The sequence below is a fragment of the Rhodococcus sp. IEGM 1302 genome (genome assembly GCF_030056935.1).
In the GTDB taxonomy this organism is placed as follows: Bacteria; Actinomycetota; Actinomycetes; order Mycobacteriales; family Mycobacteriaceae; genus Rhodococcus_F; species Rhodococcus_F qingshengii.
On record NZ_JASHKY010000014.1, the window covers coordinates 83047 to 102703 of the forward strand.

General features: G+C 60.5%; 20 protein-coding genes and 1 pseudogene. 13 read left to right on the forward strand and 8 right to left on the reverse strand.

The features are described 5' to 3' along the window. Positions 1–181 precede the first annotated feature (181 nt). Positions 182–1108 (reverse strand): class I SAM-dependent methyltransferase, encoded by a 927-nt coding sequence (locus QM609_RS19270; RefSeq protein WP_042451446.1) that lies wholly within the window; start codon positions 1106–1108, stop codon positions 182–184. Positions 1109–1196: 88 nt separating this feature from the next. On the opposite strand from QM609_RS19270, the gene QM609_RS19275 reads away from it, so the two are divergent. The 4 genes from QM609_RS19275 to QM609_RS19290 all read left to right on the forward strand — a co-directional run bounded on the left by QM609_RS19275 (position 1197) and on the right by QM609_RS19290 (position 4601). Further along, positions 1197–2042, forward strand: a complete 846-nt coding sequence (locus QM609_RS19275) for an LLM class F420-dependent oxidoreductase (protein WP_050654799.1) — start codon at positions 1197–1199, stop codon at positions 2040–2042. 105 nt (positions 2043–2147) lie between these two features. Then, entirely contained in the window at positions 2148–2720 is a 573-nt protein-coding gene (locus QM609_RS19280) for a flavin reductase family protein (RefSeq protein WP_042451450.1), read from the forward strand. After that, complete coding sequence (locus QM609_RS19285) at positions 2713–3339, forward strand: superoxide dismutase (protein WP_003940303.1); 627 nt, start codon at positions 2713–2715, stop codon at positions 3337–3339. The genes QM609_RS19280 and QM609_RS19285 overlap by 8 nt, the downstream gene beginning before the upstream one ends. A gap of 170 nt (positions 3340–3509) precedes the next feature. After that, positions 3510–4601: an alpha/beta fold hydrolase gene (locus QM609_RS19290; RefSeq protein WP_042922316.1), complete on the forward strand. Its 1092-nt coding sequence runs from the start codon at positions 3510–3512 to the stop codon at positions 4599–4601. Position 4602: 1 nt separating this feature from the next. On the opposite strand, the gene QM609_RS19295 is transcribed toward QM609_RS19290, so the two are convergent. Further along, positions 4603–5871 carry a vWA domain-containing protein gene (locus QM609_RS19295; RefSeq protein WP_050654800.1) on the reverse strand — a complete coding sequence of 423 codons (1269 nt, stop codon included), beginning with the start codon at positions 5869–5871 and terminating at the stop codon, positions 4603–4605. A gap of 173 nt (positions 5872–6044) precedes the next feature. On the opposite strand from QM609_RS19295, the gene QM609_RS19300 reads away from it, so the two are divergent. Next, positions 6045–7007, forward strand: a complete 963-nt coding sequence (locus QM609_RS19300; RefSeq protein ID WP_050654801.1) for a sensor domain-containing diguanylate cyclase — start codon at positions 6045–6047, stop codon at positions 7005–7007. A gap of 94 nt (positions 7008–7101) precedes the next feature. Here QM609_RS19300 and QM609_RS19305 read toward each other — a convergent pair whose 3' ends face one another. Then, on the reverse strand, positions 7102–8412 hold the full coding sequence (locus QM609_RS19305; protein WP_050654802.1) for an HNH endonuclease signature motif containing protein: 1311 nt from the start codon (positions 8410–8412) through the stop codon (positions 7102–7104). A 158-nt stretch (positions 8413–8570) separates the two neighbouring features. Here QM609_RS19305 and QM609_RS19310 point away from each other — a divergent pair, with 158 nt between their 5' ends. From QM609_RS19310 to QM609_RS19325, 4 genes are all read left to right on the forward strand, one after another. Further along, on the forward strand, positions 8571–9074 hold the full coding sequence (locus tag QM609_RS19310) for a MarR family winged helix-turn-helix transcriptional regulator (protein ID WP_042452691.1): 504 nt from the start codon (positions 8571–8573) through the stop codon (positions 9072–9074). A gap of 11 nt (positions 9075–9085) precedes the next feature. After that, the gene (locus QM609_RS19315) at positions 9086–10144 is read left to right on the forward strand and encodes an LLM class flavin-dependent oxidoreductase (RefSeq protein ID WP_021332078.1); all 1059 of its coding nucleotides are present in this window, start codon (positions 9086–9088) and stop codon (positions 10142–10144) included. Between the two features lie 8 nt (positions 10145–10152). Continuing rightward, entirely contained in the window at positions 10153–10719 is a 567-nt protein-coding gene (msuE, locus tag QM609_RS19320; protein WP_007731485.1) for an FMN reductase, read from the forward strand. Positions 10720–10899: 180 nt separating this feature from the next. Continuing rightward, complete coding sequence (locus QM609_RS19325) at positions 10900–11232, forward strand: CD225/dispanin family protein (protein ID WP_007731480.1); 333 nt, start codon at positions 10900–10902, stop codon at positions 11230–11232. Positions 11233–11265: 33 nt separating this feature from the next. On the opposite strand, the gene QM609_RS19330 is transcribed toward QM609_RS19325, so the two are convergent. Next, on the reverse strand, positions 11266–12420 hold the full coding sequence (locus tag QM609_RS19330) for an alpha/beta hydrolase (RefSeq protein WP_050654803.1): 1155 nt from the start codon (positions 12418–12420) through the stop codon (positions 11266–11268). Positions 12421–12458: 38 nt separating this feature from the next. Here QM609_RS19330 and QM609_RS19335 point away from each other — a divergent pair, with 38 nt between their 5' ends. Next, positions 12459–12917, forward strand: coding sequence for a DUF5990 family protein (locus tag QM609_RS19335; RefSeq protein ID WP_050654804.1), 459 nt, complete (start codon positions 12459–12461; stop codon positions 12915–12917). A gap of 76 nt (positions 12918–12993) precedes the next feature. After that, positions 12994–14475 carry a flavin-containing monooxygenase gene (locus QM609_RS19340; RefSeq protein ID WP_050654805.1) on the forward strand — a complete coding sequence of 494 codons (1482 nt, stop codon included), beginning with the start codon at positions 12994–12996 and terminating at the stop codon, positions 14473–14475. 529 nt (positions 14476–15004) lie between these two features. Here the strand turns inward: QM609_RS19340 and QM609_RS19345 are convergent. Both QM609_RS19345 and QM609_RS19350 read right to left on the reverse strand, forming a co-directional pair. After that, a pseudogene (locus QM609_RS19345) lies at positions 15005–15760 on the reverse strand (ABC transporter permease); the annotation flags it as partial. A gap of 50 nt (positions 15761–15810) precedes the next feature. Beyond that, positions 15811–16248, reverse strand: coding sequence for a GtrA family protein (locus tag QM609_RS19350; RefSeq protein ID WP_020908979.1), 438 nt, complete (start codon positions 16246–16248; stop codon positions 15811–15813). 141 nt (positions 16249–16389) lie between these two features. On the opposite strand from QM609_RS19350, the gene QM609_RS19355 reads away from it, so the two are divergent. After that, on the forward strand, positions 16390–17097 hold the full coding sequence (locus QM609_RS19355; protein WP_007731468.1) for a TetR/AcrR family transcriptional regulator: 708 nt from the start codon (positions 16390–16392) through the stop codon (positions 17095–17097). A 49-nt stretch (positions 17098–17146) separates the two neighbouring features. On the opposite strand, the gene QM609_RS19360 is transcribed toward QM609_RS19355, so the two are convergent. Further along, positions 17147–18643: an MFS transporter gene (locus tag QM609_RS19360; protein WP_003940566.1), complete on the reverse strand. Its 1497-nt coding sequence runs from the start codon at positions 18641–18643 to the stop codon at positions 17147–17149. A gap of 99 nt (positions 18644–18742) precedes the next feature. On the opposite strand from QM609_RS19360, the gene QM609_RS19365 reads away from it, so the two are divergent. Beyond that, positions 18743–19402, forward strand: coding sequence for a TetR/AcrR family transcriptional regulator (locus tag QM609_RS19365; protein ID WP_019745154.1), 660 nt, complete (start codon positions 18743–18745; stop codon positions 19400–19402). Positions 19403–19411: 9 nt separating this feature from the next. On the opposite strand, the gene QM609_RS19370 is transcribed toward QM609_RS19365, so the two are convergent. Next, a complete protein-coding gene (locus QM609_RS19370) occupies positions 19412–19615 on the reverse strand; it encodes a PspC domain-containing protein (RefSeq protein WP_003939828.1) in 204 nt (67 codons plus the stop codon). Positions 19616–19657: the final 42 nt, after the last annotated feature.

A 19657-nucleotide genomic window follows, 5' to 3' on the forward strand; every position in this document is an offset into this window, starting at 1 on the left:
GGCGAAGGCGCACAGAGCGGCGCCATTCTCACTCAGGAGAGTCGGAAGGAATCAACAGCAACAGCAGTTGGCACCAAGACGGCACAGGTCGACGGCGATGCGTCGTGTCAGTGGCGTCGAGGGCATGGGGGTAATTACTACCTGTGTCTGCAATTACCCGCAAATGCGGGGGAAATAGGCGTCAGTCGGCCAAGCGAACCGACAGCGAATACATGAGCGGGATCTCGGGTCGTCCGGCCGGGACTCCCCAACGCTTGCCGCCGAGTTCAGCCATCTCCTCGAATCCTTGCCAACCGTTGGCGTACGGGTACTCGTCGAAAGACTCGAGCGTCAATCCGGCGCGCCGCAAAGTTCCTAGCACCTCGGAAATGGACCAGTTGAATTCACATGAGGGGAAAGGATTTTCAAAGTTCTCGACTCCTTTTCCCTCAGCGCCTGGCAAGACGAGATCGGCCGAATCTGCCACGTAGTCGCCCACGCCACGGGGTTCGGTCACGGGAGTCCCGCCTCCGTACGGGTATGTCAGCGACCACCTCTCGTCGAAACACATGGCAAACGGATGAAACTCCACCAGAACGAATCGACCGTTCGGCGCGAGAACACCGGCAATCCCCTCGGCCCACTCGTCGAGATCGGGTAACCAGATCACCGTTCCGTACGAAGAAAAGACTCGGTCGAACTTTCTCTGGCCAGCGGCAGCAGCGCGGAGCCACGCAGATACATCGGCACGCTCGAAATCGGCGGCAATTCCGGATTCCGCGGACAAGGTTCGGGCGAAGTCGATCGCGGAATCCGCGATGTCGACGCCGGTCACCGCGGCACCGAGAGCGGCCAAACTCAACGAATCCTGACCGGAATTGCACTGCAGATGAAGAATCGAGGAGCCGTCGATCTCGCCGAGCAGCGCCAGTTCTTCCGGATACAAGGTCGACCCGCCGTTGCGAAAGAACTGTGCCTGGTCTCCTTTGTGACTGTTGTGAGCGACGGTCGCCGCATTCCACGACAACCGATTCATCTCCGCTGCATCCATCACTACTGCATCCACCTCTACTGCATCCACTTCTCGACCCACAACAAGTCCGCCCGAGTTCACCACGTCCCAGGTCACGTCGGCAATCGATTTACTGGGCTGGAAACCTATCCGAACGAAGATGCAACAGGTTACAGTTTTTCGACGGACCATCGAAGGAGAACCAGTGCGCTACGGACTCAGCCTGTTCACCAGTGATCGCGGCATCCGCCCTGCCGATGCAGCAAAGGCTGCGGAGGCGAATGGATTCGACGCCTTTTACGTTCCGGAGCACACTCACATCCCTGTCTCGAGGGATTCCGATCACCCCGGAACCCAGTCGGCCGAATTGCCCGACGACCGTTACATGCGCACACTCGACCCCTGGGTTGCCCTCGGCACCGCCGCGTCGGTCACGAATACCATCCGATTGGGCACCTCCGTGGCTCTCCCCCTCGAACACGATCCGATCACTCTCGCGAAAACCATCGCATCGCTGGACCATCTTTCCGGCGGACGCGTGGTCTTCGGCGTCGGATTCGGCTGGAATGCAGAGGAACTCGCCGACCACGGCGTACCGCCCAACAAACGCCGGACCGCACTCCGGGAGTATCTCGAAGCCATGGGTGAACTGTGGTCGAAGGAAGAAGCTTCGTACGACGGCCAATTCGTGAAGTACGGACCCAGCTGGGCGTGGCCCAAACCAGTTCAGAAGCCCCGTCCTCCCATCCTCTTGGGCGGCGGCGGCAACGAGAAGACTTTCAAGTGGATCGCAAAGTCTGCCGACGGGTGGATCACCACACCCATCGAGCAGGAGATCGACGGAAACGTGGAACTGCTCCGAAAGATCTGGGCCGAGGCAGGTAGAGTCGGCGAGCCTGAAATAACCGTCCTGGCAGGCAAACCCGATTCGGAGAAGCTCGCCCACTGGGAAGACATCGGTGTCACCGAAGCAATGTTCGGCACTCCGGACAAGAGCCCCGACGAGGTTGTCGGATACATGGAACGCCTGGCAGCCAAGCTCGGACGGTGAGGTCCGCCACAGCATCTTGACCTCAACTGCACTCGAGGTTTTAACGTCGGTATTGCACAAGACAGTGCAACGGCAGCAAAACCCGAGACAGAAGAGGGGCGAGGAGTGACCACAAAACTGGTTGGCACCCAATCTGTTTCGGACGACTCTGTTGATGCGGAGCCGTCCATCCGAAACTCCTTCGTCGAGGCGTTCCGGAACCATCCCGCCGGCGTCTCGATCATCACCGCAACGGGCGATGACGGCCCGGCCGGCATCACGTCATCGTCGGTGATCTCGATCAGCGCCGATCCTGCAGTTCTGGCGTTTTCACTGCAGTCGTTGCGAGGCTCTGCGAGCGTCATCGCTTCCGCCCGCAGTTTTGTTGTTCACCTGGCAAATTCGGCGAACGAACGACTGGCTTCCACGTTCGCAACCCGCGGCGCTGTGCGCTTCGGAGACGATATGCCCTGGTCGTTTCTCTCGACGGGTGAACCGTTCCTACATGGGACAGGCCACGCCCTGCGTGCGGTTCCCTTGAATGCCACTACATGTGGCGCCGCAGTGATCGTCACTGCACGCGTCGTCGACGTCATCGATCCGCAGCACATGTCAGCGCCGCTCGTCTATCACAATCGAACCTATCGAAATCTCTCGACTCACAACATTTCCTCAAAGGAAGGCATGTCACATGACTGAATACGTTCTCCCCGAACTGGATTACGACTACGCCGCTCTCGAACCGCACATCTCCGGCGAGATCATGGAACTGCACCACAGCAAGCACCACGCCACGTACGTGGCGGGCGCCAACAGCGCAATCGAGCAGTTGGCTGCTGCGCGCGAAGACGGCACGATCACCGCGAAGGCGCCGCTGCTCAGCAAGAACCTCGCCTTCCACCTCGGCGGCCACACCAATCACTCCATCTTCTGGAAGAACCTCTCCCCCAACGGCGGTGAGCGGCCAGAGGGCGAGTTGGCAGCCGCAATCGACGAGCACTTCGGCACCTTCGACGCATTCGTCAACCACTTCTCCGCTGTAGCAACCACTTTGCAGGGGTCCGGCTGGGCGGTACTGGCCTACGACACGGTCGGGCAGCGCCTGGTCATCGAGCAGCTCACCGACCAGCAAGGCAACATCAGCATCGGTATCGTTCCGTTGCTCATGCTCGACATGTGGGAGCACGCTTTCTACCTGCAGTACAAGAACGTCAAGGCCGACTACGTGAAGGCCTACTGGAACGTCATCAACTGGGAAGACGTTGCACAGCGATACGCGACGGCCACAGCCTCGACCGGCTTGATCGTCCCCGCCTGATCGTCCCCACCCGATCACTGCCATATCACCCCGATCAGCCCAGCTCGGCACGGTGGCTCCGTTGCCGAGCTGGGTTTTTACACCCCCGAGATCGATGTATGTGAAGGCAGGTAACATACACCGAGCGCGGCTGACTCGGCCGTCCGCCGATTCGACTCCGAGGGGAACCAGTGCTCGATATCAGTGGTTTGATCGCGACGTGGCGTCCGACGCTGGACACCGCAGCACGCAATGCATGGGGACTCTCGTTCGGCGACGGTGTCGAGAAGACCGAACGCACCCCGTCCGTACTGATCAGCGAAGGTCCACACCGCGATCTGTATCGCTTCGGCGCATTGTGGAGGCCAAGAGGTAATCCGGTTCTCCTCGTACCGCCCCTCGCGGTTTCAGCCGACTGTTACGACCTTCGTGCGGGCCAAAGCCTCGCCGCGCACCTACTGGATGGGGCGAACACGCCCTACCTCCTCGACTACGGGACCATGCGGTACTCCGACCGCGGGATGGGTTTCGAGGCCTGGGTCGACGACATCATCCCGGAAGCGATCCGTACGATCTCGGACCTACATGACGGCGCACCGGTTTCGCTGATCGGGTGGAGCCTCGGCGGGACCATGTCTCTGCTCACGGGCTCCGCTCACTCCGACCTGCCGATCGCATCGATCACGGCAATCGGAACGCCAATCGATTACACGAAGATTCCCGCTATCAGCCCCTTGAGGCTGATCGGCAAATACACGGGCGACACCCCACTCACGTCAGCGACCAATCTTGTCGGCGGACTACCTGCTCCACTCGTTCAGGCGAGTTACAAGGTGACGGCGTTGCAGCGCGAAGTTCTCAAGCCATGGTTCATCATGCGCAACCTCCACAACACCGAGACACTGGCTCGCATGGAATCGATAGACAAGTTCATGGCAGCCATGCCTGGATACCCGGGCAAGGCTTTTCAGCAGATCTGCGAACAACTCATGCTCGGCAACAATCTCTACAACGACGCCGTCACGCTTGCCGGACGCGAGATCAAACTGTCAGCTCTGAGCGTTCCCGTTCTCGCGGTCGGCGGCACCACTGACGTGATTGCACCCATCGCTTCGGTGGAAGCGATCACGTCGGTCCTCACCGGAGCGCCGTCGGTCCGGTTCGAGAAGGCGCCGGGAAGTCACCTCGGGCTCGTTGCCGGCCCCACCGCGAGAGACTCCACCTGGGCGCACATCGACGAATTCTTGAAAGAGAATGCACCGCAGTTGGTTTCGACCAGCTAAATCACGGCGTTGTGATGCCCGCGGCTACAGCTGCCTTGTGCCAATCCGGGAATTCACTCAGCAAACGGGTGTACAACTGGGCGTCGTCGACGGTGTCGATGTCGTCCAGCGCGAAGAATCCGGCATTGTCGACCACCCTGCCGTCGAGGTCGTCGAGCTTCTCCAGCACTCCGTAGTTGGCCTTGCCGATTCCGACGAACTGCCAAAAGGCCGGGAGCCCAGACGCTTCGCGCATCAATTTCGTGATTTCCTTGCGCTCGCTGAAGCCACCGTCGGTGAAGAACAGGACGAGCGTCGGCGCCGAACCACGTGTCAGGCCGGAAAGAATCTCAGTCATGATCGGCACTTCACGATTTGCGGCGCCGATCTTGTCGTAGTTGAATCCGCCGTGCGAGCCGCGCAAGTGCAGGTAGGTATCCGACCACTCTTCCGCGTCATGGACAGAGATCTCGGGGAGTTTGACGAAGCTGACTGCATACAAGTACGGCTCCAGCTTGCCGTCGTCATCGAGTTGGATCGCAACGGGAATCATGCGTTCGACAACACGATGCACCACTCTGGTGCGGTACTGCTTGGCCATACTTCCGGTTTTGTCGATCACCAGGACCACCCGTGCCCGAATTCCGTTGCCACCCTTCGTCAGCAGGACCTTGGCCACTTCGCGCTTTCGGAGGTCCAGCTTCTCCCGCTTCACCATGGAGAGTTTGGCTTCGTCGGGCACGGTCCGAATGCCGTCTGTCGTTTCAGCAGAGCCGGCGGGTCGAGCCGGCGGTTCCTCGTCGACCGACACTCCGAATGCTGTTACCAGGTCCGCCAATCCGCTGTCCCAGCCAGCTGACACGTTTCGCAGCTTCCAGCCCGCGCCGCGGCGATAGATCTCGACGAGAACCGCTGCCCTCTCACTCGTCAACCCCAAAGCCTGAGCCACGATGGCGGTGGAACCAACCTGCTCCACCACGACACCAAGGCCCCCGACAGCAGACAGGGTTCCGTTTGCCGCCGCATCAAGTGCCACGGCAACACTCAGCTGATGGATGTCAGCGGGCAACCTCGCAATGTCGATTTCGATGACGCCGCCGGACTCCAAGCGCACCGCGCCTTCGGGTGAGACCGGCTGATTGAAGAAGACAAAATCTGCGTCGTCCCGTACTTTGTTCCGTTCGTCGAGCTGGAACACCATCAGGTCTACCGTGCCCGGGGCGCTACCGTTCACCGCCACCTTCAGCGAAGTTCCCTCAACGACTGTGTTCGCTCCACGCGCCAGCTCCATACCGGAAGATTAGCTGGCCACCAAAGAATCAACGGCCCCGCGGTCGGAAGAATCACAGCACACTTTCAGCAATCGCGAGGATTCTCGAGGCAGACTGTTCGTGGAAGATTTGTCGCACGCGGGACCAAGAGCCTGAACATCGACAGAATCCTAGGGTCGATCAGGAGGTCAAAATGCCGCACGGCCAGACGCGCACCATCCCGATGTTGCCACTCTTGCCACCTCTGACGAATTTCGACGACGCAAGTCGCTCGGTCGTGTCCTACCTCGACGAATATCTTCCGCTGGCACTGTGGTCGATCACGCGGTTCGACGGGTCCAATCAAATCTTTCTCACCGTCTCACCCAACCCACTTCACATCGAAGTCGGCGAGACCCGGGCTTGGCCAAACACCATGTGCAGCGAGGTGGTACTCGGAAATGCGCCGCCAGTCTCATCGAATCGCGCGCTCGTGCGCGCACTGTCCCGTGATGGCAGGTGGGAAGGCATTGGCGCATACGTCAGCATCCCAATCCTCCACAACGACGGCAGTCTCTTCGGCACTCTGTGTGGCGCCGACCCGAGTGCGGGCGACTCCGCACTCGAGGACAACCTGGCCCTCCTCAATCTCCTGTGCCGACTTCTCGGAACCATTCTCGATGTCGACTATCAGCGCGCGCAGTCAGTCCGACTGGCCGAAACTGCGCAACTCGATGCCGAGACCGACCCGTTGACAGGTCTTCTCAATCGGCGCGGGTGGAATCGCATCCTCGAGGCCGAGCAAACTCGGTACCGCCAATTCGCCGATCCGGGAGCTATCATCATCGTCGATCTGGACGGCATGAAGACCATCAACGACGAACTCGGCCACGCCGCGGGCGACGAATACGTTCAAAAGGCTGGCAAGATCTTGGCAGCGTGCGCGCACCCTGGTGCGGTGGTTTCACGGTTGGGCGGAGACGAGTTCGGAATCGCTCTGCCCGATACACAGCCGCGCGCCGTCGACTACCTGCTCGAGTGTTTGGAGAAGGCGTTCCGGAATGCCGACGTCTGTTGTTCGATCGGTCGAGCCGACTTTTCCATGACCCAAAGCCTTTCCGAGACTTGGGATACGGCCGACGCCGAGATGTACCGCCACAAGCGCTCGAAGCGCTGATTAGCCTCCCCCACGGCCTGTTGGCACCGCATCGAGGTCTCCTTCGATACGGTGCCCGGGCCGTGTTCTGTTGTCGCCAAAGAGGTTTGACCTCTCAGGTTTTGAAGGTGGTGTTCGCCGGCCTCGGGTGCTGCTGCGGGTCGATCGAGGGTGGCGGGATGAACCAGGGTTTGTTGTCGGCGCCTATTCGGATTTCCCATTTGCCGACGAATCCGGATTTGCGGTGCATCAGTCGGTGATGTGAACGGCACAGCAGGACCAGGTTGTTCATCACCGTCGGGCCACCGTTGGCCCAGTGCCGGATATGGTGCGCATCCGTCCAGGCAGGCACACATGTGCAGCCGGGGAACGCGCAGCCTTTGTCGCGGGCGATCAGCGCGACCCGTTGTTCGGGGGTGACCAATCGTTTTCCGGGTTTCGCATCCAAGGGTGCGCCGTGACTGTCGAGCAGGACGGTGGAGAGGAAGCAGTCGCAGCCGAGGAGTCTGGTCTGCGAGACGGACAGTGGCCCCAGCCACGGCATGTGCCCGACATCAAGATCGGCCAGGTCCAGTGAGCCGTCATCACCCGAATCCGAAGACTGTGCGGAACAATCCCGATGCTCGACCAGATCCCGAGCATTGATGTGCACGTTCACGTGCGGCCGCTGCCCACCGTCTTTGCCGGTCTTGGCGCAATCGAGATAGCGGCGGATCAGTTCGGTGAACCCGTCGGCAGTTCGTTTCGCTGCCGACCGAGAATCCGGGGTTCCATCCGGTGCCGGGGTCGGCATCGTCAAATTCGACAACGCCGACAACAACATTTCACCGGTGAGGGCATCGAAATCCCCACGCACCACCACCCGACCGTTCAACGTCGACGCGATCCGCAACTCATTGAGATCGACATCCTCGGCGGGCGGGATCTCATCCGACTCGAACAACCGCTCCAACGTCGCGATCACGTTCCGCACCTTCGTCGTCGTCGCCTCCACACCCGACGCAGCCGCCAACAACAAATCGATGCACTTCGGTAGCGCCTCCTCCGGCATCCCCTTCGGCGGTGACTCACAGAACGCCACGATCAACACGGCATGCTCGAACGAGCAATCCCCGCCATCGAAGCCTGCCGCCACCGCCGGAAACGGCCGCAAAGCCGCACCCAACGCGGCGATCTTCTTCCCGTCCCGAACCTGCAACATCGTGTTGCCCGCCAACCAGGACCCCACCCCGCGACTGGCAATCACCTGATCATCCGGGCGCAACGAGAGTTCGTCGACCACCGCCACTCGAACGGCTTCCAGGCGCAGAATCTCCACACTCGCCTCGACAGCAGCCTCACGCAACTCAGCAGCAGTCAACCGCCACAGGCGTCCGCGCAACCCCACCGCAGAACCAGACACCACATCCGACAACAAGACACTCATTGAATCCCCCGATCCCCTCCCCAAACAATACTCGAACACGCGTTCGAGTCAACCCCTTGCTACCAGCGCAAATGAGAGCAGGGAATAGTTCGACCGTCGCACGCGTATTATTTGAGTAAGCAATACTTGCGGTCGCAAATAAATGGAGGGCGTCACCGATGACAACTGATGAACACGTACGTGGTCGTGTGTGGCGCGACCTCGTCGTCTCCCACAGCGTCATCCTCGGCAAGATGGAGGCGGACCTTCGAACCACCACCGGACTCACCCTTGGCCAGTACGACGTTCTGCTCCGACTGCACGAAGTTCCGGGAAACACGATCCGAATGGGCGATCTGGCCGAACTGGTCCTGGTCACCACCAGTGGCGTGACGCGCGTCGTCGATCGATTGGTCGAGGCCGGATTAGTGGAGCGTGTTAGACCGGACAACGATCGACGCGTCGTGACGGTATCGATGACGCCTGCGGGCAAGAAGACGCTTCGAAAAGCGTCCGCCATACACACGCGAGGGATCGCCGAATACTTCTCCGATCTCATTGAAACCGAGGAGCTTCCGGTACTCGAACGCTTCTTCTCCCGACTTGCCACACATCACACGAATCAAGGCGGCGCATGCGATGCGCACGTAGAACAACTCTCCATCACCCCCACAAACAGATAGCGAGAAACAACATGGCTTTCGAATTGGGCGTCTACCATTTCGGTGAACTCACCCCAGATCCCACTACCGGCGCGATGATGAATCCCGGTGTCCACCTTCGCCATTTGGTGGAGCAGGCAACCGTTGCCGATCAGGTTGGACTCGATGTCTTCGGCGTCGGCGAGCACCATCGCACCGACTTCGCAGTCTCAGCCCCGGCAGTTGTGCTCGCGGCAATGGCTCAGGCTACCGACAACATCAAGCTGTCCAGCGCCGTAACCGTACTCAGTTCCGACGATCCCGTCCGTGTGTTCCAACAGTTCGCGACAGTCGACCTGCTTTCCGAAGGCCGTGCCGAGATCATTGCCGGCCGAGGTTCGTACACGGAGTCATTTCCGCTTTTCGGGTACGACCTGTCCCAGTACAACGAACTCTTCGCCGAAAAGCTCGATCTACTACTGAAACTGCGCGACGAGAACCCGATCAACTGGGAAGGACAACTTCGCGCACCACTGATCGACGGTGACGTGACGCCCCGCCCGGACCGTCAGATTCCGGTGTGGATCGCAGTCGGAGGTACTCCGGCCTCTGTCGTCCGTGCCGCGAAACTGGGCCTGCCCCTCTCACTGGCCATCATCGGTGGAAGCTACCAACAGTTCGAACCGTTCGTCGATCTGTACCGCAGGGCTGCAGCGGAGTTCGGACACGATCCGAAGAAGCTCGCTGTCTCGATTGCTTCGCCAGGATTTGTCGATACCTCGAAGCAAACAGCACTCGACACGTCGTACCCGTACTTCCAGGCCGGGTGGATGCAGAATCATCATCAGCGGGGAAACGGAGTTCCCATGCCGCGCAGGGCATACGAGGCGCAGGCAACCACCGCGGGTGCGTTCTTCCTCGGCGGCCCGCAGGAAATCATCGACAAGACGATGGCGCAGTACGAACTGTTCCATCATGACCGCATCATGATCCAGATGGGGTTCGGCAACGTGCCACAGAAGGACATGCTGCGTGCGATCGAGATCCTCGGCACCGAAGTAGCCCCCGTTGTGCGTAAGGAAATCGAATCACTGAAGTCGTCCCAAAAATAGGAGTTTCGATGAGCACACCGCTCAAAATTGTTGCCGTTGTCGGCAACCTTCAAAAACCCTCCAAGACTCGTGCCCTCGTCGACCTGATCGTCGAAACCTTGGGAGACTTCGAGCAGATCGACACACGAGTTTTCGAGATCGTGGATCTGATTCCAGGTCTTGCATCTGCTCTGGATCGCGATCACGTCGACTCAGTGACCGCCGAAGCGCTGGCAGCAGTCGAGTCCGCCGATATCGTCATCGCGGCGTCACCGGTGTTCCGCGGCTCGTACACGGGAATGTTCAAGCATTTTTTCGATCTCGTCGACCAGTACGCGCTTGCCAACACTCCGGTGATTCTTGCCGCCACAGGTGGCAGCGACCGCCATGCTCTCGTGTTGGACCATGCCCTGCGGCCACTGTTCGCTTTCTTCCAAGCGCTGACCGCTCCGGTCGGGATCTATCTCAGCTCAGGTGATTTCGACGGAACGACTATCCTCAACCCTGAGGTATTCGAACGTATCGAGATGGCAGCAAAGGACGTCCTGCCGGTAGCCAGGATGCTCGCGGAGCGGCATCGAGTTGCGCTGACGTGAACGCCCCTCGTCTGCACAACAATGACCCGGAACCACCACCAGCGGTCACGACTGGCAATGCGGCTGATCCAGCACACTTACGCCGCTGATCCACATCGCATCACCGAACACCGTTTTTCAGTGATTCTTCAGCTCCATCGCAGTAGCGTCGAAAGGGCCACCTCATGTCAGGAGCCCCCCATGACCACCCCGGATCAACCCACTGTCCAGCAATCCGTTCCTCAGCACCCGATTCGACCACCCGTCAATGCGGGCTGGGCAGTGGTCTCGCTGCTGTTCTTCTGGCCGCTTTCCTTCTCCGCTTTCACGCACGCCTTCAACGTGTATCCGCTGTGGGCTGACGGCGATGTGGCCGGGTCGCGGTATGCGTCCGATCGAGTGAAACGGCTCGGTCAGATCTCGCTGTGGATCGCAGGCGGCCTACTACTCCTGGTCTGCATCCTGTACGCGATTGCGGCAATCGTGTGGTTCGCCAACGGTGGCCACGATTACGGTCCGCGGCGTATGCGCTGAACAGCCACCCTGGACAACCACACCACCAGGACATCACCTCATCAATCGATCGACGAACTCCATGGTCTGGTCCATCGAAGCGACCGTCGTTTGACCGTGGCTGATTCCGGCGAGTTCTTGATACTCGAACTGCGTTCCCCGCGAACGCATGTCGACCAGTTGCGCCCAGGTAAGGGCGACAGGAACCGTTGTGTCCGACACGCTCTGCACCACGCGCAGTGGACGGTCGTAGCCGTCGACCGGCACCTGCATCATCTCGCGGAACAGGTCGTACATGCGCGGCGTCCATACCGACCGAGAAAACAACGAGCTCAACTGGATTCGTTCGGCTCGAATGTGTCGGCCGAGATCTCCGGCGCACAGTGTCCGAGCCTTTTCCATCCACTCGATCCCCTGCGGCGAAAGAACCTCGCGAATGTTCTCTTCGGGTCGTTGATCGTCGATCCCAGCCAGGACGTAGAGCGCATATCCCACCAGCCCGGTGATACCGATGTCGGGAAACAGCGGGCCGCCCAACGGAAACAGCCCTTCCATGTGTGTGGGGCCTGCGACGACAACCGAGCCACGGAAATCCAATTCCGCCGCACGAGTGGTGGCATCGTGTCCCGCGAAGTACGCCGCATGACCACCTTCGGACAAACCCGCGACCATCCACCGCGGACTCAGCACATTGCCGTACAACTCGTGCGCGGCCCGCACGATGTCGACGGCATTCGCGCCGGCGGCATGTCCGTCGAGATAGGCCAGCACCCCGTCGGTACCAACTCCCGAGTAGTCGGTAGCGACCACCGCGTACCCCTGCTCCAACCAGCGTTCGATCGGTTCGATCTCGCCCGGACCGAATCCGGTCGACGAGGGTGCACACTGATCCGCACTGCCCAAAGTTCCGTGGGCATAGGAGATGACGGGCCAACCGCCCGCCGGTGGGGCGCCTTCCGGCAGAAACACGGACCCTGACGATTCTCCCCATCTGTCAGCGGTACGCAGAGTTCGATACACGACCCGCTGCGTCTCACCGGCGCCGACTGGAAACACTGCGGCCGAGAGTTCGCCATAGGACTCCAGCGCACCCGCTACTTCCGGTTCGTCCGCCGTCGCCACTGCAACACCTGATCCCCACCCGAGACCTGACAACAGAATGCTCGCCACCACGGCCGCAACAAAGGTTCTACCCGAACGACTCACCACGCCAACCCCTCCCGACCTATGCAGAGCATGATGTCGATATGCAGATCATCATCACCGGTCACAGCCTGCCCGGACGTGAGTGTTCCGAAACCGCAACCTTCGAAGAGCGCAGCAACATCCACGTCGGCGTTCAGCGCCGAGGCAAGCCACACGAAATCCTCGACCTCGTACCGGGAGATACCGAGACAGTGCGATGGGAACTGACAGCGAGTCTGGAGCGAAAGTCCGGTGCCTGGGACTTACTCGGTCCATACATCCAGGGTCCACCTCGCGGACGCTTCATCTACCTGTCCTGGGTGACGGTATCCGATGACCAGACGTTCGAGATGTTTCGGCGCGCAAAGCTGATGCTCGACGCGATCCCCGAGCACATCGCCGAGGAGGCCGACGCTTCCGGCATGCTCCACGGAGACCTCGGCCTCACCGACGCCGCCAGTAAACCACTGTGTGCGGCTATCCGACCGCCGACGATCACATGGTCATCCTCGCCTTACTGAGCATCGTTCAGTAGTGTGGAGATCGAACACTTAGCCTGCCCGGTGGCCCCACACGATCGATACGGAGTCCGAACTGATGAGCACCGAACACCTCGATGTCCTGATCGTCGGCGCCGGCTTGTCCGGCATCGGTGCTGCGTATCGACTCCAGACCGAGCTTCCCGGCAAGTCGTACGCAATCCTCGAGGCCCGCGCGAACAGTGGCGGAACCTGGGACCTCTTCAAATACCCTGGCATCCGGTCGGATTCCGACATGTTCACGCTCGGCTACCCGTTTCGGCCGTGGACAGATGCCAAAGCAATCGCCGACGGTGATTCGATCCTCCGGTACGTGCGCGACACCGCGCGAGAGAACGGGATCGACAAGAAGATTCGGTACAACCGGAAGGTGACGGCCGCATCATGGTCGTCGGCGGACTCGACGTGGTCAGTCACGGTCACGACCGGCGACGAAGACGAAACATTGACCTGCAATTTCCTCTATCTCTGCAGCGGTTACTACAGCTACGAGGGCGGATACACCCCCGACTTCCCCGGACGTGAATCGTTTGCCGGCGAGGTTGTGCACCCGCAGTTCTGGCCCGAAGAACTCGATTACTCCGACAAGAAGGTCGTTGTGATCGGAAGCGGCGCCACCGCAGTCACATTGGTCCCCACGATGTCACGGGACGCAAGCCAAGTCACGATGCTCCAGCGATCACCGACATACATTCTGGCTCTGCCGTCCAGCGACAAGGTATCGGACACCATCCGCGCAGTATTGCCGAATCAACTCGCGCACAGCATCGCTCGATGGAAGAGCATCGTAGTGAACCTGAGTTTCTATCAACTGTGCCGGCGCAGTCCAGCGCGTGCAAAGCGGTTGCTGAACCTCGCGATCAGTCGCCAACTCCCGGAAGAGATCCCACTCGATCGTCACTTCACACCCACCTACGATCCCTGGGATCAACGCTTGTGCGTCGTACCGGACGGCGATTTGTTCAAAGCCCTCCGATCCGGCAAGGCCTCGATCGAGACCGATCGCATCGACACTTTCACCGAGACCGGAATTCGTCTCGCGTCAGGTCGCGAACTCGAAGCTGACATCATCGTCACTGCAACAGGATTGAAGATGGAAGCGTGCGGCGGGATGTCGATCGAAGTGGACGGCGAACCCGTCACCCTCGGTGATCGTTACGTCTACAAGGGCATGATGATCAGCGACGTACCGAACTTCGCGATGTGCGTCGGCTACACCAACGCCTCGTGGACTCTGCGAGCAGATCTCACGTCGATGTACGTCTGCCGACTGCTGACGGAGATGGACAAGCGCGGCTATTCGAAGTGCGTGCCGCACGCGAGCGAAGAGATGGACCAGCGGCCGATCCTGGACCTGGCGTCGGGGTACGTCATGCGTGCTGTGGAACAGTTCCCGAAGCAGGGATCGAAGTCACCGTGGAACATGCGTCAGAACTACATCCTTGATCGTCTTCACTCGACGTTCGGGAGCATCAACGACCACATGACGTTCTCGAAGGCGCCAGCTCGACATTCGACACCGGTACCGAGCAAGAGTTGAGCGGACCACGAACAACCAGGTAGAGCAATCGGGCGAAGCCACCAATCGATCCGACGACAAAGAACACACCCGAACCTGCGACTACTGCACAGAGCGCACCGAGAACGATGATCGCCGACGCCTCTACCATTCGACCGGCGGACTCCGATCCGAGAACGTGTATTTCATCAACTCCTTCGTCCATAAAACTATTTTCAGCCAACCGTCCAGCCGGTTTGTAGGGACTTTAGTCGCGAGTCGGATCAAAATGGACTCATAATTGCAGGTCAAGCGTTCAGTTGGCCATTCCGGCCGGATGATCTCCAGTCCGTTCCATTGTGATGGTCGGCAACAGAGTGCTGGTCGAATACATGGACGATTCACGAATCGACACGGTCGTATCAAATCTCCGTGCCTCTTTACCCACTCTTGCGCAGGGTATGGCCCAGCGACGTGACCAGTGAAGCATCGGTAGGGCAATGATCACCCTCGCGGCAAACAATCTTCCCGAGCGCGTCCTTCGCAGCGACAAGATCAACGAACTCGCGCCAGGCCTGACAGCTTGACCTCGAAAGACGAAACCGCGGGCGACGAGTTCCAACGCCACGGCCACCGAGCAGGTTTGTGCCAACAACAACCCTGCCAATACAAGAATTTGCACAGCACCGGCCTGAACGGCCGATCCCGTCGCGAGCAACACACCGACAAAGGCTCCGGGCAATGTCACGAGGCCGACGGTGCGCGTCTGGTCGACTCCAGGCAGCAGAGCATCGGAGGCAGCGGTGCGGGCTACCTCCCACCGCGCATCGCGTTGGGAAAATCCAAGGCTCAGTGCTGCTTCCACTTCCCCGTACCGGTCGTCGACGGCGTCGAGTCCGCGTTTGGCTGCCATCGATGTTGCAGTCATCGCGCCACCCAGAACAATGCCGCCGATCGGCACCAGAGCGACGCCTTGCAGCGGAACCACTCCGGACAGCAGCATCAGTGGCAGAACCACACCGATTCCCGACGCCAACGCGATGGTCAGCCAAACTCCGGACGTCCCCGCGTTCGAGCGTCGTGCCGCGGTGAAAGACGCTGCAACGAACATGCCGACGAGCACGAGGAGCGCCGACCAGATGTGGGCCAAGGCGGCGGCAAGGATCAACGAAATCGCAGCCAACTGAAGAGTGCCACGAGCGAGGGCACCGGGGACCACCCGAACGCTACCGAGATAGGTGAATCGGTAGACGAGCGTGGCGACAAGTGCCATGACGATGCAGAGCACAGCCAGACGGATGCCGGAGTCGGCTATCGAAAGGCTCATGGGTCTCAGTGTTCCCTACGAGCCGAGTCCGATCCGAATTCGAGAACCGCTCAGAACACCCAACCGCGAAGGGCGACGAATCGCAGGCCACCGACAATTCCGCTCACGGCGATCACAAGCCCGGCTTGAAGAAGCCCGTCGGCGCCCGGGAGAAGGAAGCCGAGCGCACTGATGGCGGCAGAACTGGCGATCAACCCGACCAGTGCGAGTCCACCACCTTCCCACTGCGCGGTGAACCAGTTGACGCGATCCGCGGCATGGAAGGTGAGCCGGCGATGCAGCTCATTGGCCAGAATGGTGCTCAAGACCGCACCAACTGCGTTGGCGACCAGCGCTCCGTCACCGCGCAGCGCCAGAAAAGCGGCAAAGTACAAGATGTTGCTGGCTCCGCCGACGAGGGCAAAACGAACGAGCTGAGCAAAGGCGCCGTCGCCGGCAAGGGCGCGAAGCCTCGTTGCCGCGAAACCTGCACTCCGCGTACCCACCATCGAGATCGGATTGCTCCCGACCCAGATGTCAGACGTGCTCATATCGGCTTCTCTCATACGGACAATCGGAACCACACGTTCCGCTTAGTAATATAGCACTAACGGAATCGATCATTCCGCTTAGTGCCGTAGACTGTGAGGATGCCGACAACACACCCCGACGCTTCTCATGCGGGGACCTCGGCCGACTGCTCACAGCCGCGCCTTCGGTCCGACGCCAAGGCCAACCTCGAGCGCATCCTCAACTCCGCTCGCGAGGTGTTCGCTGCCCAAGGACTCGACGCCACGCTGGCAGACGTCGCGAAGCACGCCGGCGTCGGCGTCGGCACCGTCTATCGCCGCTTCGCCAGCAAGGACGAACTGATCCAGGCACTGTTCGACACGCGGTGTTCCGAGATCGAAACGATCGCCGCCACCGCCCGAGAGATGCCCGACGCCTGGGAAGGTCTTGTCTACTTTCTCGACGTGATCTCTCTGCGCATGGCAGACAACCGCGGATTCGGCGATCTCCTGATGGACGGACGCTTCACGTCCGACACCTTCGCTCGCGCGCGCGCCGGGATCGCTCGACACACTGCGGTACTTGTCAATCGCGCCAAGGAACAGGGCACCCTGCGCAGCGACTTCGAAGTCAACGACATTCCACTTCTCATGCAGGTCGTCAAGATGGCCCAGAAGTTCGGTGGCGACGAGGCCCCTCAGGCTTACCGCCGCGCACTCGGGTTCATGATCGACGGACTCTGCGCGTCGCGCACCGACCATCGGGAACTGCCCGTGCCGGCGCTGTCCTCCGAGCAACTCGATCACGTCCTTCATCGGTTTCAGGCAACGCCCGGGAAGAACTGCTGAGTCGATTTCGGGGTCGACGCCATTGCGGCGTCGACCCCGAAATTTGCTGTCAGTGGGCGATTACCGGTTCACCTTCCGGCGAATCCGGAAGCAGTCCACTCCGAAGAACCAGTCCGGTCAAGACCGCACCGACCGCGAATATGCCTGCGGCCCAATAGAACGTCGTGGTGTAACTCTCGACGGCGGCCTGCGCCTGAGTCAGCGGATTCATCTCGCGGCCCACCAGGTAGTTGGTGGAAGCCGAGGCGGCAATCGTGCTGAGCAGTGCAGTTCCGATCGAGCCGCCCACCTGCTGCATCGTGTTGACCGTGGCAGATGCGACGCCGGCATCTTCGTGATGCACGCCTGAAGTTGCTCCCTGCATCGACGGGGCGAAAATGCTGCCCATGCCGAGTCCGGTGACGACGAGCCCCGGCAGAATGTGGACTGCATAGGTGCTGTCCACCGAGATCTGGGCCAGCAGAGTCATTCCGATCGCCGCGATGACCATTCCGCTCACGATCAGCACTCGCGGACCGACGCGCGGCAGCAAAACCGCTGTCGAAAGCGTTGCCGCTGTCACGATTCCGAACACCATCGGCATGAATGCGAGGCCGGTCATGATCGGGCTGTACCCGAGGATCAGCTGCATGTAGTACGTCAGGAACAGGAAGACTGCGAACATGCCTGCGCCGGAAAGGAAGATCGCCAGGTACGAGCCAGCCCGGATTCGGTCGAGGACCACCCGCAGCGGAAGAAGTGGGTGCTCGGACTTGGTCTGCCAGTAGATGAACGCCGCCATGAACACGACGCCGGCAACGAGCCACGAGATAGTGGGAGTTGCACTCCACCCGTCCGACTCGGCCTTCGAGAATCCGAAGACGATGCTGAACAAGCTGATCGACACCAGGATCGTTCCGGGGATGTCGAGCTTGGGTCGCGAGTCACTGGTGTGCGGCGCGAGCAACAGGACTGCACCGACCAGGGCGATCGCCGCGAAGAAGAGATTCACGAAGAGGCACCAGCGCCAGTCGACCCACTCGGTGAGTGCGCCGCCGAGCAGCAGTCCGATGGCGCCACCACCGCCGGCAACGGCACCGAAGATACCGAACGCCTTGGCACGCTCACCTGGATCCGTGAATGTCACGGACAGCAGCGACAGGGCTGCCGGGGCAAGGAGCGCACCGAATACGCCTTGGCCGGCACGAGCGGCAACAAGCATTTCGAAGTTGACGGCTGCGCCACCGATGGCGGAAGCGACTGCGAAGCCGATCAGGCCGACGATGAAAGTTCGTCTGCGCCCGAACAAGTCGCTCAATCGACCGCCGAGTAGCAGCAAACTGCCGAACGCCAATGCGTATGCCGTGATGATCCACTGGCGGTCCGAATCACCGAACTCCAGTGAGCGCTGCGCAGCAGGCAGCGCGATGTTGACGATGGTGGCATCCAAGACCACCATCAGCTGCGCAATTCCCAGAACCGCGAGAACCAGCCACCGCTTTGCGTGGTTGTCCCCTGAAGGCGCTGAGGACTGCTCGAATTCAGTCCGTTCAGCAATGTCTGACATAGTCCCTCGCCCAACCTATGCGGAGATGGCTTCTCCGGTTAGCAAAAACGCTACACGAAAACGGAGAGGCTGTCTCCACTTGGCGGGTAGAGTGGGGACATGAGTACCGCAATGGAGCGCCCCCTTCGCGCCGATGCTGCACGTAATCGGCAGTTGATCATCGACGCCGCACGTGAATTGTTCGCCGAAGAAGGGATCGACGTCACACTCGACGACGTCGCCCGGCGCGCGGGGGTCGGCGTCGGAACGGTCTATCGGCGGTTCGCCAGCAAGGAAGAACTGATCGACGGAGTCTTCCAGCAGAACTTCGCCGACATGGCAGCGGCCGCTGACGCGTCACTTGCCAATCCGGATCCGTGGGACGGACTTGTCACCTTTGCCGAATTCGCCTGCAGCCGTATGTCGGTCAACCGCGGACTCAAAGACGTCCTGAACGGAACCGACGAGGGATGCGAGCAAGTCGCATGCCAACGATCCATCATCGAGCCGTCGGTCGAGAGGATCTTCTACCGGGCCCAGGAGGCCGGGATGCTGCGCCCCGACGCCGTACCGACGGACCTGTTCGGCCTCATCTTCATGGTGGGCGCAGTCACCGAATTTGCTCAGCCCGTCAACCCGACCGTGTGGCGTCGATACCTCTCGGTAATGCTCGACGGCCTACGCACGGAGGGCTTGCACCGTGACGCACTGCCCCTTCCTCCACTGAGTTCGGAGGAATTGCACGAGGCCAAGCAATGTCTGAAAGACCGCCGCCGTTGAGCGGTTCGGTCAGATCTGCTCACGAGGAATGAAAATCCACATCACGATGTAGATCAGAAACTGCGGGCCGGGCAGCAGACACGAGAGTACGAACAGCAAGCGGACAGTCGACGACTTCCAACCGAAGTACCGAGCGATTCCGGCGCACACCCCACCGAACATTGCTCCCGAGCGGGCGCGGGTGAGCTTGCGGGTATTCATCGGGGAGGTCATGTGTTGTTTCCTTTCAACGGAACTCGCGGTTCATCCGCGTCG

Excerpts from the sequence above, each read along its gene's own strand:
- QM609_RS19285 (WP_003940303.1), top strand. The coding sequence starts at position 2,713 with ATGACTGAATACGTTCTCCCCGAACTGGATTACGACTACGCCGCTCTC.
- QM609_RS19295 (WP_050654800.1), bottom strand. The coding sequence starts at position 5,871 with ATGGAGCTGGCGCGTGGAGCGAACACAGTCGTTGAGGGAACTTCGCTG.
- QM609_RS19300 (WP_050654801.1), top strand. The coding sequence starts at position 6,045 with ATGCCGCACGGCCAGACGCGCACCATCCCGATGTTGCCACTCTTGCCA.
- QM609_RS19305 (WP_050654802.1), bottom strand. The coding sequence starts at position 8,412 with ATGAGTGTCTTGTTGTCGGATGTGGTGTCTGGTTCTGCGGTGGGGTTG.
- QM609_RS19310 (WP_042452691.1), top strand. The coding sequence starts at position 8,571 with ATGACAACTGATGAACACGTACGTGGTCGTGTGTGGCGCGACCTCGTC.
- QM609_RS19315 (WP_021332078.1), top strand. The coding sequence starts at position 9,086 with ATGGCTTTCGAATTGGGCGTCTACCATTTCGGTGAACTCACCCCAGAT.
- msuE (WP_007731485.1), top strand. The coding sequence starts at position 10,153 with ATGAGCACACCGCTCAAAATTGTTGCCGTTGTCGGCAACCTTCAAAAA.
- QM609_RS19325 (WP_007731480.1), top strand. The coding sequence starts at position 10,900 with ATGACCACCCCGGATCAACCCACTGTCCAGCAATCCGTTCCTCAGCAC.
- QM609_RS19335 (WP_050654804.1), top strand. The coding sequence starts at position 12,459 with ATGCAGATCATCATCACCGGTCACAGCCTGCCCGGACGTGAGTGTTCC.
- QM609_RS19340 (WP_050654805.1), top strand. The coding sequence starts at position 12,994 with ATGAGCACCGAACACCTCGATGTCCTGATCGTCGGCGCCGGCTTGTCC.
- QM609_RS19350 (WP_020908979.1), bottom strand. The coding sequence starts at position 16,248 with ATGGTGGGTACGCGGAGTGCAGGTTTCGCGGCAACGAGGCTTCGCGCC.
- QM609_RS19355 (WP_007731468.1), top strand. The coding sequence starts at position 16,390 with ATGCCGACAACACACCCCGACGCTTCTCATGCGGGGACCTCGGCCGAC.
- QM609_RS19360 (WP_003940566.1), bottom strand. The coding sequence starts at position 18,643 with ATGTCAGACATTGCTGAACGGACTGAATTCGAGCAGTCCTCAGCGCCT.
- QM609_RS19365 (WP_019745154.1), top strand. The coding sequence starts at position 18,743 with ATGAGTACCGCAATGGAGCGCCCCCTTCGCGCCGATGCTGCACGTAAT.
- QM609_RS19370 (WP_003939828.1), bottom strand. The coding sequence starts at position 19,615 with ATGACCTCCCCGATGAATACCCGCAAGCTCACCCGCGCCCGCTCGGGA.